Annotated in this window: 11 protein-coding genes and 1 tRNA gene; 5 read left to right on the top strand and 7 right to left on the bottom strand. The window is 73.0% G+C overall.

Translation table 11 applies throughout. The features are described from left to right. The first annotated feature begins 13 nt into the window (after window positions 1-13). On the top strand, window positions 14-544 hold the full coding sequence (locus tag ACIGDI_RS40345) for a hypothetical protein (protein WP_399907436.1): 531 nt from the start codon (window positions 14-16) through the stop codon (window positions 542-544). Window positions 545-583: 39 nt separating this feature from the next. Further along, the gene (locus ACIGDI_RS40340) at window positions 584-1,087 is read left to right on the top strand and encodes a DUF4232 domain-containing protein (RefSeq protein WP_399907434.1); all 504 of its coding nucleotides are present in this window, start codon (window positions 584-586) and stop codon (window positions 1,085-1,087) included. Window positions 1,088-1,096: 9 nt separating this feature from the next. Here the strand turns inward: ACIGDI_RS40340 and ACIGDI_RS40335 are convergent, their stop codons facing one another. Next, on the bottom strand, window positions 1,097-2,224 hold the full coding sequence (locus ACIGDI_RS40335) for a DUF2786 domain-containing protein (protein ID WP_399907433.1): 1,128 nt from the start codon (window positions 2,222-2,224) through the stop codon (window positions 1,097-1,099). Further along, the gene (locus tag ACIGDI_RS40330) at window positions 2,221-2,547 is read right to left on the bottom strand and encodes a hypothetical protein (RefSeq protein ID WP_399907431.1); all 327 of its coding nucleotides are present in this window, start codon (window positions 2,545-2,547) and stop codon (window positions 2,221-2,223) included. The genes ACIGDI_RS40335 and ACIGDI_RS40330 overlap by 4 nt, the downstream gene beginning before the upstream one ends. A 115-nt stretch (window positions 2,548-2,662) precedes the next feature. On the opposite strand from ACIGDI_RS40330, the gene ACIGDI_RS40325 reads away from it, so the two are divergent. The 3 genes from ACIGDI_RS40325 to ACIGDI_RS40315 are packed head-to-tail and all read left to right on the top strand — an operon-like array spanning window position 2,663 to window position 5,797. Further along, window positions 2,663-3,286 carry a LysE family translocator gene (locus tag ACIGDI_RS40325; protein ID WP_399907429.1) on the top strand — a complete coding sequence of 208 codons (624 nt, stop codon included), beginning with the start codon at window positions 2,663-2,665 and terminating at the stop codon, window positions 3,284-3,286. Window positions 3,287-3,317: 31 nt separating this feature from the next. After that, the gene (locus ACIGDI_RS40320) at window positions 3,318-4,052 is read left to right on the top strand and encodes a Clp protease N-terminal domain-containing protein (protein ID WP_399907428.1); all 735 of its coding nucleotides are present in this window, start codon (window positions 3,318-3,320) and stop codon (window positions 4,050-4,052) included. A gap of 35 nt (window positions 4,053-4,087) precedes the next feature. Next, window positions 4,088-5,797 carry a bifunctional 3'-5' exonuclease/DNA polymerase gene (locus ACIGDI_RS40315; protein WP_399907426.1) on the top strand — a complete coding sequence of 570 codons (1,710 nt, stop codon included), beginning with the start codon at window positions 4,088-4,090 and terminating at the stop codon, window positions 5,795-5,797. A gap of 19 nt (window positions 5,798-5,816) precedes the next feature. Here the strand turns inward: ACIGDI_RS40315 and ACIGDI_RS40310 are convergent, their stop codons facing one another. From ACIGDI_RS40310 to ACIGDI_RS40290, 5 genes are all read right to left on the bottom strand, one after another. Next, complete coding sequence (locus ACIGDI_RS40310; RefSeq protein ID WP_399907424.1) at window positions 5,817-9,062, bottom strand: BTAD domain-containing putative transcriptional regulator; 3,246 nt, start codon at window positions 9,060-9,062, stop codon at window positions 5,817-5,819. Window positions 9,063-9,409: 347 nt separating this feature from the next. After that, a complete protein-coding gene (locus tag ACIGDI_RS40305; protein WP_399907422.1) occupies window positions 9,410-10,312 on the bottom strand; it encodes a glycosyltransferase family 2 protein in 903 nt (300 codons plus the stop codon). 174 nt (window positions 10,313-10,486) lie between these two features. Continuing rightward, on the bottom strand, window positions 10,487-10,918 hold the full coding sequence (locus ACIGDI_RS40300) for a DUF3052 domain-containing protein (protein ID WP_399907420.1): 432 nt from the start codon (window positions 10,916-10,918) through the stop codon (window positions 10,487-10,489). Between the two features lie 88 nt (window positions 10,919-11,006). Further along, window positions 11,007-11,083 (bottom strand) — tRNA-Thr (locus ACIGDI_RS40295). A 108-nt stretch (window positions 11,084-11,191) separates the two neighbouring features. Further along, window positions 11,192-12,775, bottom strand: a complete 1,584-nt coding sequence (locus ACIGDI_RS40290; protein WP_399907418.1) for an alpha/beta hydrolase — start codon at window positions 12,773-12,775, stop codon at window positions 11,192-11,194. Between the last annotated feature and the right edge of the window lie 19 nt (window positions 12,776-12,794).

Genomic DNA, 12,794 nt, shown 5'->3' with positions numbered 1-12,794 from the left:
TAGGGAGCTACCAGTGACTTCGGCGACCTTCACGCGTCCCGCCCGTACGCTGTCGCGCCGACGGCTGCGGATCGCGGCCGTGGCCGCGGGGCTGACGGGCGTGCTCGCGCTGACCGCGTGCAGCGGCGGCGACTCCAAGGACTCCTCCTCGTCGAGCCCCAGCGCGTCGGCCTCCTCGACCACGAGCTCGACCACGGGCGGCGGGAGCGGTGCCGCGACGAGTTCGTCGGACGAGCTGCAGGGCAGCTGGCTCGCCACGAAGGGCGGCAAGGCCGTGGCCCTGGTGATCACGGGCAAGCAGGCCGGCCTCTTCTCGACCGGCGGTTCCGTGTGCAGCGGTACCGCGGGCAAGGAGGCCGGCATGGAGATGATCCATCTGACGTGTACGGACGGCAGCAAGGAGCGGGCGACCGGGATGGTCGACTCCGCTTCGAAGAACGCGCTGCACATCACCTGGTCGGGGAGCCTGGGCAAGGAGACCTACACCAAGGCGGAAGGTGGCAAGCTGCCGTCCGGGCTGCCGACGACCGGTCTGGGGCAGTAGGTTCGGCGGCACCACTCCCCTGAGCACCAGAGGAACCACATGCGCACCACCCCGCTCGCCGTCACCGCCCTCGCGGCGGCCCTGCTCCTGACCGCCTGTGGCAGCAACGGCGGTGACGACGGCGACAAGAACAAGGCCGATGCCGGGTGCACGCTCGGCGTGGACGTCGCCGCCAGCGCGGCCCCGGCCGCCGGGGACACCGGCAACGTCACCGTCACGGTCACCAACCGCGACGCCAAGTGCGTCCTGAACGGATTCCCGGCCGTCGACCTCCTCGCGGGCGGCGACTCGAAGGCCGTCCCCGCCGACAAGTCCGCCAAGCCCCAGAAGCTGACCCTGGCCAAGGACGCGACGGCCTCCTTCACGATCACCTACACCCGCGGCGGCACGGGCGGGAAGCAGAGCCTGCCGGTGAAGACCGCGAAGTTCACCCTGCCCGGCGCCACCGCCGGTCACAGCTTCAAGTGGTCGTACGGCGAGGTCGCACTCCAGGGGGACACGCCGAACGCCTCCGTCACGCCCTTCACCCAGGCGAGCGACTGACGCGCCGCCTCACGGCAGCCGCGGCCGGGACGCGATCCGCGCCCGTTCGGCGGCCTCCGCTCCCTCCGTCCAGCCCTGGGCGTCGCTCACTCCGCGCATCCGGGTCGTGGTCGTGCTCGGAAACATGCGGTCCGTGTGCGCCGTGACGGCGACCTCGCGCGAGGCCAGGACCGGTAGCAGGTCGTCGGTCACCTGGGTCTCGGCGGCCGCCGCGAGGCGTATGCCCATCCGGTGGGCGTAGGCCGCGAGGAAGGACTGCCGGAAGGTCTTGGTGCGCTTGCGGCCGCCCGCCCTCTGCGCCGACTCGGCCCTCGTCATCGCGTGCGTGGCCTGCACCAGCAGCGAGGTGTACAGCAGCTCGACCACCTCCAGGTCGGCCTCGAACCCGACGACCGTGGAGAAGCCCCACGGTTCGTTCCACACGGCCCGGCAGTGGTTGGCGGTGGCCACCACGTCCAGCAGAACCGCCTTGGCCTGCTCGTACGGCGCCTCCACACCGATCCGGCAGGCGCCCGGGGTGTCCGCGGCCGGCGCGCGGGCCGCGAGCAGCGCCTCGTCGATGCTGTAACGGGCGGTCAGCTCCTGCGCCTTGGCGGTCAGCGCCTCCGCCTCCTCGGGAAATCCGGTGGCCTCCGCCTTGGCGAGCAGCGCGCGGATCCGGGCGAGCATGCGGGACTCGGGGCCGCCGCGGTGGGCGGCTCCGGACCCGTGCTCGCGGTCTTCGAGCGGTTCCAGCGTCGGCAGGCGCAGCAGCAGGCGGTACAGCTCCAGAACCGTGGTCGCGTGCGTGAAGCGGTCGGTGCGGGCAGGGGTGTCCGTCGTGAGTTCGTCCAGCTGTGCCGTCCAGCGGGGGCCGCGCGGGCGGTCGTCCGGCACCTGCTCCCGGATCAGCGCCGACACCAGGCGGACGTGTACGTCGTCCAGTTCGCGCCGTACGACGCGGACCAGGTCGGCGGGCTGCCAGCCGCGCTGCCACGCCGACGCCACGAACTCCCGGCCGCGCCGCGCCAGTTCCCCGTCCACCGCGGGGTCGGCCGCGAGGAGGGACGCGCCGGTGTCGAGGGCGGAGTCGGAATCGGCGTACAGGGCGGCGTGGAAGGCACGGTCGACGGTGCCGGCGTTGGACGTGGTGCTCACTCTTCGATCGTGACATGCCGGACTGACAGGCGGGGGCCGCCCCGGTGGTACGTGAGGCCCGGGAGGCGGTCGCCGCCGAGGGACCGTACGTCGGCGTCGACCAGGTGGCCGAGTTCCTCGGCGCTCTCCACGTCGTACGCCCCCTCCGCCAGCCGACGGCGCAGCAGCACCGCGAGCTGTTCGGCGACCTCCAGGAAGGCGTCGTGCTCGACGAGGAGGCGGACCGTGTCGTCGACGAGGCCGCGAACGTCCGCGAGGGTGAGGGAGGCCGGGGCGGCGGCGGGAGTGTGGCCCGTGGCCGAACGCGTGGTGGACGTGGTCACGGAAGGTGAGTCAACCACCGTTGCCGTGCGGGCCGCAGGGCGTCGGCCGGACTCCTTCCGTCTCACTCCTCGAAACTCGCTCGCCCCCGGGGAGGGCGCTTTCGAGCATGGCCGCATGGTGGACATGTCTTCGTACGCTGCCTTCCTGGTCGCCGCCTTCGCCCTGTGCGTCACTCCCGGCCCCGACATGATGTTCATCGTGGCGATGGGCGGCCGCGGCGGCCCACGGACCGGCGTGCTCGCCGCGGCCGGGGTGGCCTGCGCGATGTTCGTGCACACGGTGGCCGCCGCGCTCGGGCTGTCGGCGCTGTTCCTGTCGCTGCCCGCGCTCTACCACGCACTGCGCTGGGCGGGCGCGGCCTACTTGCTGTACCTCGCGGTGAAGGCGTTCCGGGACCGGGGACTCGTGGTCGAGGAGGGTGGAGCGGCGGAGCCCGGGCGGCGGCGCGCCTTCTGGCAGGGGGCCGTCACCAATCTCCTCAACCCCAAGGTGATCCTCTTCAACGTCGCCTTCCTGCCGCAGTTCGTGGACCCGGGCCTGGGTCATGTGCGCGAGCAGTTCCTGGTCCTCGGGCTGACGATCACGGTCATGGGGTTCGCGGTGGACGGCTCGGTCGGACTGCTGTCCGGCAAGCTCGCGTCCCTGCTGCGCCGCAGTCGCAGGGTGGCGCGCGGGCTGAACATCTTCACCGGGACGGTCTTCACGGGCCTCGCCGTCCGACTGTCAACTCAGGGTTGACGCCAAGCATGTGTCAACTTACGGTTGACACATGTCGACGAATCCGACCGTCACGTCATCCGTACGCCTCGACGACCTCATCGCGGCGATCAAGAGGGTTCACTCCGAGCCCCTGGACCAGCTCCAGGACGCGGTGATCGCCGCCGACCACCTCGGCGAGGTGGCCGACCACCTGATCGGCCACTTCGTGGACCAGGCCCGGCGTTCCGGCGCCTCCTGGACGGACATCGGCCAGAGCATGGGCGTCACCCGGCAGGCCGCGCAGAAGCGGTTCGTGCCGAAGGAGTCGACCGACCTCGACCCCAACCAGGGCTTCGGCCGCTACACCCTGCGGGCCCGCAACGTCGTGATGAGCGCGCACAACGAGGCCAAGGCCGCGCCCCACACCGAGGTCGCGCCCGCCCACCTGGTCCTCGGCCTGCTCGCGGAACCGGAGGGCCTGGGTGCCAAGGCGATCGCCGCCCAGGGCGTCACCCTCGACTCGGTGCGGGAGGCCGCGACCGCCGCCCTGCCCCCGGCGGCCGAGGCGGCCCCCGAGCTCGTCCCCTACGCCTCCGACGCCAAGAAGGTCCTGGAGCTCACCTTCCGCGAGGCCCTGCGCCTCGGCCACAACTACATCGGCACCGAACACATCCTGCTGGCCCTGCTGGAGTTCGAGAACGGCACCGGCGTCCTGTCCGGACTCGGCATCGGCAAGACCGCGGTGGAGGCCGAGCTGGCCAAAGCCCTGGAGAAGTACCTGCAGGCCCCGCCCGGGCCGAGCTGAGGCCGTTGTCAGACCCTCCTGCCAGACTCGGCCCTATGACCGATCGCTGGGCACTCGCCCCGGCCGAGGACGGTGGCGCGGAGATCGCCCCCCTCGGCCCGGACGGGCTGCTCACCGGACCGGTCCTGTGGGAACCCGACCTCGCCACCGCCGTGCGGGCCCGGCCCGAGGTCGCACGCTGGGTCTGGCGGTCCACGGCCGAGGTGTATCCGCGACTGCTCGCCGCGGGGGTGCGAGTGGAGCGGTGCTACGACGTCGAGGACGCCGAGACCCTGCTCCTCGGCCACGAGGGGCGGTCCGGCGAACCACGGTCGGCGGCCGCCGCCCTGGCCCGGCTGCGCGGCGGCCCCGTACCGCCCGACCCGCCCCAGCGTGCCGCCGTACCCGGCTCGCAGTCCTCGCTCTTCGAGCCCCGCGCCGTCCATGTGCCGCTGCCCGACCTCGTCGAGGTGTACGCCGGGCAGCAGCGCAGGCACGACGCGACCGCCCACCCGGAGCGGATGCGGCTGCTGACCGCGGCCGAGTCGGCGGGCATGCTCGTCGCCGCCGAGATGAACCGCGCCGGACTGCCGTGGAGCGCCGAGGTCCACCGCCGCGTGCTGCACGAACTGCTCGGCGAGAGATACGCGGGCGGCGGCGAGCCCCGGCGGCTGGCCGAGCTCGCCGACGAGGTGTCGGCCGCCTTCGGACGCCGGGTGCGGCCCGACCTGCCCGCCGACGTCGTCAAGGCCTTCGCGCAGGCCGGCATCAAGGTGCGCTCCACCCGGCGGTGGGAGATCCAGTCCATCGACCATCCGGCCGTGAAGCCCCTGGTCGAGTACAAGAAGCTGTACCGCATCTGGGTCGCCCACGGCTGGTCGTGGCTGCAGGACTGGGTGCGGGACGGGCGGTTCCGGCCGGAGTTCCAGGCGGGCGGGACGGTCACGGGCAGGTGGGTCACCAACGGCGGGGGCGCCCTGCAGATCCCCAAGGTGATCCGGCGCGCGGTCGTGGCCGACCCGGGCTGGCGGCTGGTCGTCGCGGACGCCGACCAGATGGAGCCGCGGGTACTGGCGGCCATCTCCCGCGACCCCGGGCTGATGGAGGTCGCCGGACGGGAGACGGACCTGTACCAGTCCGTCTCCGACCGGGCCTTCTCCGGCAACCGCGACCAGGCCAAGCTCGCGGTGCTCGGCGCGGTGTACGGGCAGACCTCCGGCGACGGCCTGAAGAACCTCGCCGCCCTCAGACGCCGCTTCCCCAAAGCGGTGGCGTACGTCGACGACGCCGCGCGCGCCGGCGAGGAGGGGCGGCTCGTACGGACCTGGCTGGGGCGGACCTGCCCGCCCGCGGCCCGACCGGGCGAGGACGCGTCGGAGGAGGCGGGCATCCCGCAGGACGACCCCGCCGAGACCGGCCCCGGCTCGGCCTCGGGCTCGGGCTCCGAGTGGGTGCCGGGTTACGCCTCGACGAACGCCCGCGCCCGCGGCCGGTTCGCCCGCAACTTCGTGGTGCAGGGCAGCGCGGCCGACTGGGCTCTGCTGCTGCTCGCCGGGCTGCGGCAGGCCTGCGCGGGCATGGCCGCCGAGCTGGTCTTCTTCCAGCACGACGAGGTGATCGTGCACTGTCCCGAGGAGGAGGCGGAGACGGTCGTGGCGGCGATCCGGGAGGCGGCCGAGACCGCGGGGCGGCTGACCTTCGGGCAGACGCCGGTACGGTTCCCGTTCACCACGGCGGTGGTGGAGTGCTACGCGGACGCCAAGTGAGCGGAGGCCGACTGAGAGGTCATCGGTGCAGCAGCTCCCGCAGTTCCGCGGCCACCGTCTGCTCGTCGGTGCCGTCCAGGGCGTCGAGGGCCGCACGCCACTCGGCCCGCGCCTCCTCGGCGCGACCCCGTTCCCGCAGCAGGAGCCCGTACTGGTGGCGGGCGAGACCGCCGGAGTAGCGGTCGGCGCGGGCGTCGGCCCGGCGCAGCAGATCGGCGCACTCGCGCTCGGCCCGTTCGGTACGGCCCAGCAGGCGCAGCGCGCGCACCAGGCCGAGCCGGGTCTGGGACTCGCCGTGCCAGTCGCCGTGGCCGCCGAGGATGCGCAGGCTCTCCTCGAAGTGCGGCAGGGCGGCGGCCGGTTCACCGAGGGTGAGATGCGCATAACCGATGTTGCAGTGCGCGGAGTGCTGCACGATCACGGCACCGATCTCCTCGCCGATCACGAGAGAGCGCCGGTGCTGCTCGATGGCGGCCCGCGGGTCGGTGTGCTCGTACAGGTTGCCGAGGTGGCTGTGGGTCACGGCCTCGCCGTAGGGGTCGTTCAACTGCCGTGAGTACTCGAGGCTCCGGCGCAGGGCCCGCTCGGACTCCGGGTACCGGCCGAGGCCTTCCAGCAGCAGACCCCGGTTGTTGAGGCAGCGGCGCACCCAGGAGATCCGGCCGAGCCGGCGCCAGATCGTCAGGGCCCGGTCGTTGAGGGCGAGGGCCTCGCTCTGGCGCCCCGTCAGGAAGTGCACCCCGCCCAGATCGCCCAGCGCGTACGCCTCGGCCGCCTCGTCCCCGAGCCGCCGGGCCAGCCGCAGGGCGGTACGGCCGAGCACCTCCATCTCGGCGACCCGGCCGCTCCGCTGGACGTAGGGGAAGAGGAGACGGATGAGGCAGGAGATGCGGGCGATGAGACGGTCGTCGGAGTTCACCGACGCGTCGGCGTACCGCTCCACCAGGGTGACCACGTTCTCCAGCTCCATGTCGCCCCACGCGAAGGCCTGTTCACCGGACTCGAAGGGAGGCAGGGCGTCGATCTCCGACGCGTGGTCCGGGGGCTGGGCGGCGGTCGGGCGGCGACGGTCGTCCCGGTCGAGGCCGGGTTCGACGATCGCGGTCAGGGCGAGTTCGGCGACGGCCGCGTACCAGCGCAGGGCGATGTCGGCGGCGGAGGTCGTGGTCGCAGGGGCGCCGGACGCGGTCGGAGAGGTGCCGGTGGCGTCCGGAGGGGCGCCGGACGCGGTCGGAGGGGCGCCGACGGCGTTCAGATGGGCGTCGGATTCGTCTGCGGCCTCGGCGAGTTCGCGGGCGAAGTCACGGACCAGGTCGTGCGGTGCGTACCGGCCGTACGCCGTCTCCTCCAGGAGGGCCACGTCGATGAGCCGGTCGAGAGCGGCCTCGGCGCGGTGCGCGTCGATGCCGGCGAGGCGGGCCAGCAGGGGCGCTCCGTAGGCGGGCAGGTCGAGGGCGCCGATGCCGCGCAGCACGAGGGCGGCGTCGCGGTCGGCCTCCCGGTCCGACGCGGCGAGCGCGTCGTGCGCGACGGCGAGCGAACGGCGGACGCTCAGGTCGTCGTACTCCAGGTGATGCAACCGCCCCTCAGTAGCGGCCAGTTGATGGGCCAGTACATCCGGGGTGAGCGCCCGGCGGGCGGCGAGGCGGGCCGCGACAATGCGCAGGGCGAGCGGTAGACGGCCGGTGAGTTCGACGAGGGGGTGGGCCGCGTCGAGGCCGTCCCGGCCGGAGACCGCCTGCAGCAGCGCCGCGCTCTCCTCGCCGGTCAGGGGGGTGAGCGGGTGGCGGCGAGCTCCGTCGAGGACGGTGAGGGACGAACGGCTGGTGACGATCACCGCGCATCCCGCACCGGCCGGCAGCAACGGCCGTACCTGCGCGGCGTTCGCGGCGTCGTCCAGCACCATCAGGGTGCGGGTCGGGGCGAGGAGGGAGCGGAGCAACGCGGCGGCCGCGTCGGGGTGTTCGGGGATGTGACGCGGCTCGGTGCCCAGGTCGCGCAGCAGGGCGGCGAGGGCCTGGGCGGCGGTGAGGGGCGTCATGCCGGGCGTGGCGCCGTGCAGATTGACGTAGAGCTGCCCGTCGGGGAAACGTTCCCGCAGTTCATGGGAGACGTGCAGGGCGAGGGCGCTCTTGCCGACGCCGGGCATGCCGCTGATGACGGCGACGGCGGGGGCGGTGGCGTCACCGGCGCCGAGGGTGGCGCGCAGGTCGTCGAGGACGACGGCGCGGCCGGTGAAGTGAGCGGGGGGTGGGGGGAGTTGGGCGGGCGGAGGGAAGGGGTGGGGGTGAGCGGGGTGAGGGGCCGGGGGCGGCGGAGGGGTCGACGCGGTGCCTTCTTCGCGCGTAGCGGCGGGGGTGGGTGGGGGCGGGGCGGCTTCGCCGTGGGTACCGGAATCGGTATCGGCACCGGCATGGGGGGCCTCCCCCGCACCCGCGGCCTCACCCCCCGCATCCACCCGCCGCAGCACCTCCACATGGGCCTCCCGCACCAGCGGGCCCGGTTCCACGCCGAGTTCCTCGACGAGGCGGGTGCGCAGGTCGCGGTGGACGGCGAGGGCCTCGGCGCGGCGGCCGGTGCGGTGGAGGGCGAGCATGAGCTGGCGGTGATAGGACTCGCGGAGCGGATGCTCGGCGGCGAGCGCGGCCAACTCCGGCAGGAGCCGGTCGAGGCGGGCGCCGCCGAGGGCGAGCTCGGCGTCGTAGCGCCACTCCAGGAGGAGCAGCCGGGCCTCGGCCAGGCGCTGTACGTAGGCGTAGCCGCCCAGGTCGGAGGGCAGGCCGTCGAGCGGTGTGCCGCGCCACAGGGCGAGCGCGGAGGCGCACTCGCGCACCACCCGCTCCCAGTTGCGCGCGGCGTGCGCTCCCCGGGCCGCCGCGGCGTGGCGTTCGAAGACCTGGACGTCCAGCTCGCCCTGCTCGACCCGCAGGACGTATCCGGGCGGCACGGTCCGCAGGCGTTCGGGGTCGTCGAGGAGCCGTCGCAGCCGGGCCACGTGGTTGTGCAGCGAGGCGTGCGCGGAGGCGGGCGGCGCGAGGCCCCACAGCGCGTCCTTGAGCGAGTCGACGGAGACGACCCGGCCGGCCTCCAGGAGCAGCGCGGCCAGCAGGGTGCGGACCTTGGGGCTGCCGATCGCGGTGACGCCGGTGTCGTCGGCGGACCGGATGCCGACGGCGTCGGACTCGTCGGCGGCGCGCTGGACGTCGTAGAGGACCGGTGGTCCCAGCAGCCCGAACCGCAGCTCGTGCCGACTCACGCCGCCCACCGCCCACCGTTCTTGGCGGAAATCCGCCCTCTTCCCGGCGGTTTCCCGCCACCCGTTCCACGACCGGTCCCTGTCGGAATCCGCTACGGTTCCGCCGCCGCGACCCTGCCGACCGGCCGCTTCGCGCCAGTCGGCCGAGGACGGCACGGAGGACCGTTGGCCACATGTTAGCGATCCGTTGGTGCGACCTGATGTGATCATTTCATCGGAACCGGCCCGGGGGTGCGCGCGTAGGACGCGTTGCTCGGGGGAGTGTCGCCGCCGCGGCCGGGTCCGGGGGACGTCAGACGGTCCCGGTCGGCGGAGGTGAACGACCGGGGCCCTCGTCCCCTCCCTCTCGGTCCCTCTCAGATCACGGGCGGACGCCCCAGGCGCGACAGGCGCCACACCGTCCGCCAGCGCATGGGCCGTCGTTCGCCCGCCGGTTCGCGTACGCCTTCCAGGAAGCCGCCGAACCAGGCGCGCAGTCCGGCCCGCGACCGGGTGCGCAGGAGGGTGAGGAGCACCCAGACTCCCAGGTGGACGGGGATGAGCGGCAGCGGCAGCCGGCGACGCGCGAGCCACACCCTGTTGCGGGCGTTCACGCGGTAGTAGATGGCGTGCCGGGCCGGCGAGGTCTTCGGGTGCTGGAGCAGCAGTTCCGGTGCGTACAGGATGCGCCAGCCCGCGTCGGCCGCCCGCCAGGCCAGGTCGGTCTCCTCGTGGGCGAAGAAGAACTCCGCGGGCCAGTGGCCGATCTCGTCGAGCATGGCCGTGCGGAAGGCGTGCCCGCCGCCGAGGAACCCGGTGACGTATCCGCCGCGCATCGGGTCGGAGGCGCCGACCCTCGGCACGTGCCGCTGCTGGGTCTCGCCGTGCTCGTCCGCGATGCGGAAGCCGACGATGCCGAGCCGGGGATCGGCCGCGAACAGCTCCCCCACGCGCCGCAGCACATCGGCGTCGACGAGCAGTCCGTCGTCGTCCAGTTCGACGACCACGTCCACGTCCCCGAAGTCCCGCAGACTGTCCAGCGCGGCGTTGCGGCCGCCGGGGCAGCCGAGGTTCTCGTCGAGTTCGAGGAGGGTGACCTCGCCGGGCAGCGAAAGCCGCTGGGCGAAGTCGGGCAGCGGGCAGCCGTTGCCGACGATCACGATCCGCGTCGGGGCGAGGTCCTGCTTGGCCACGGACTCCAGCAGCGCGTCGACCTCGGCGGGCCGATTGCCCATGGTCACGACGGCGACGGCGATCCGCGGCGCTTCCCTGTCCCGCATACCCTCACCCCGTCCGGCCGTCGCCAACATCGGCCGCGATGCTAACCGTTCACGATGAGGACTTCCTGAGTACGCCGTTTCGTATGCCAACTCTTGGCACGATCCGCGCACGTGTTCACCCGTTCATACGTCGGCGGGCGCGCACGGTGACCCCGCACGACGGCACGACGACGGTTACGCCTTCGTACGACGGTTCTCCCTGCGCCGCACGAACTTCAGCCCCGACCAGTCGTCCCCCAGCGCGGCCACCTTCACGTCGACCACGCCGAGCGGGAGGAACAGCTCCCGCAGGTCGTTCTCGGAGATGTCGCTCACATGCCCGGCGGCCTTGCGCGGCCAGGCGATCCAGAGCATGGCGTCGTCGGCGAGCTCTCCGACGAGCAGCGGGGCGTCCACCGCGAGCGCGCGGTGCTCCCGGTAGAAGGCGACGGTGACGTCGGCCCCGCGGGGACCGGCCCCGACGACATCGACGCCGTCGGGGAGACCGGGGATGTCGAAGGCGTCCGGTGCGTGCCGCAGGGCGAGGCGATGACCGGCCTTGACGCCGATCTTCTTGGCGAGGGGGGTGGCGGAGTAGCCGCCGCCCTCAGCACCCGATCCACCCATGCCCACCCTCCGCTCACCCGGGCCCGACGCGCTTACCGTCAGGGGACATGAAATACCCCAGGCCGACAACCTCTGACCTGGGGTTCGCTGGAGCCGCCTTCGGGATTCGAACCCGAGACCTACGCATTACGAGTGCGTTGCTCTGGCCATCTGAGCTAAGGCGGCGCGCCGTCCGCACTATGGTGCGATCAGCAACGTCGGTAAGTCTACACAGTTTCCGGGGGTGCTCGGACCACGCCCCGGAGGCGGGGGTTCCGGGGCGTGGGCCAGGGGCTATGAGCAGCGTTTCCCCATGGCCGGCGGGGTTCCGTGGAGCAGGTAGGTGTCGATCGCGGAGTCGATGCAGTCGCTGCCGCGGCCGTAGGCCGTGTGGCCGTCGCCCTGGTAGGTGAGGAGGCGGCCGGAGGTGAGCTGGGCGGCCAGGGACTGCGCCCAGCGGTACGGGGTCGCCGGGTCGCGGGTGGTGCCGACCACCACGATGGGCGCCGCGCCCTTCGCCTCGATGCGGTGCGGCTCGCCCGTGGCCTTAACCGGCCAGTACGCACAGTTCAGGGAGGCCCAGGCGAGCCCCTCGCCGAAGACGGGCGACGCTTTCTCGAAGGACGGCAGCGCCTTCTCCACCTGTTCGGGCGAGGAGAACGCGCCGGGCAGGTCCAGGCAGTTCACGGCGGCGTTGGCGAACATGAGGTTCGAGTAGCGGCCCTGGCCGTCGCGCTCGTAGTAGCTGTCGGACAGCACCAGCAGGCCCGCTCCGTCGCCCTCCTTCATCGCCGACGTCAGCGCCTCCCGCAGTTGCGCCCACGAGCCCTCGTCGTACATGGCCGCGATCACGCCGGTGGTCGCGAGGGCCTGGCCGAGCTTGCGGCCGTCCGCGTCGCCGGTGGCGAGGGGGTGCGCGTCCAGTTTCTTGAAGAAGGCGCTGAGGTTGCGGCCCACCTGGGCGGGAGTGGTCCCCTTGCGGCCGAGCGGGCAGTCCGGCTGCCGCACGCAGTCCTTCGCGAAGGACTGGAACGCCGTCTCGAAGCCCGCCGTCTGGTCGAGGTTCAGCCGGCGCGCGGGCAGCGTGGGGTCCATCGCGCCGTCCAGCACCAGTCGGCCCACTCGCTCCGGGAACAGTCCGGCGTACGTCGCCCCGAGGAACGTCCCGTACGACGCCCCCACATACGTCAGCTTCCGGTCCCCGAGCGCGGCCCGCAGGATGTCCATGTCCCGGGCGGCCTCCGCGGTCGAGACATGCCGCAGCAGTCCCGCCGAGTGCGCCCCGCAGCCCTCCGCGAACTTCTTGTAGGCGTCGACGAGTTCGCCGGTCTCCCGCCGGTCGTCGGGTGTCGTGTCGGTCTGCGTGAACGCGTCCATCTGGCGGCCGTCGAGGCATTCGACGGGCTCGCTGCGGGCGACTCCGCGCGGGTCGACAGCGACCATGTCGTAGCGGGCGCGCACCTCGGCCGGGTAGCCGATGCCCGCGTACTGCTGCAGGTAGCCGATCGCCGAGCCGCCCGGCCCACCGGGGTTCACCAGCAGCGATCCCAGCGGCTTGCCCTTGCCGGTGGCCTTCTTGCGGGCGACGGCCAGCTTCACGTCCCCGCCACCCGGGTGGGCGTAGTCGAGCGGCGCCTTCATCGTGGCGCACTGGAAGCCGGGGACACCGCAGCCGTGCCAGTTCAGCTTCTGCGTGTAGTACGGGGCCAGCGCGGACGGTGTCGACCGGGGCAGCGCGGCCAGTGCCGCCTCGGCCGCGCCGCCGGCGGAGCTGGCCGGGCCCGAGGTGGAGCAGGCGGAGACGAGCAGGGCGGCGGTGGCGAGGAGGAGGGCGGCGTTTCGGGGCCGACCGGGACGGATGCTGCGCCTGATGTGCATCAAGCGAGCGTAACCGTGC

It is taken from the genome of Streptomyces sp. NPDC085900, assembly GCF_044540925.1.
GTDB lineage: Bacteria > Actinomycetota > Actinomycetes > Streptomycetales > Streptomycetaceae > Streptomyces > Streptomyces gilvifuscus.
This window is presented reverse-complemented; position numbering and strand designations above follow the sequence as displayed.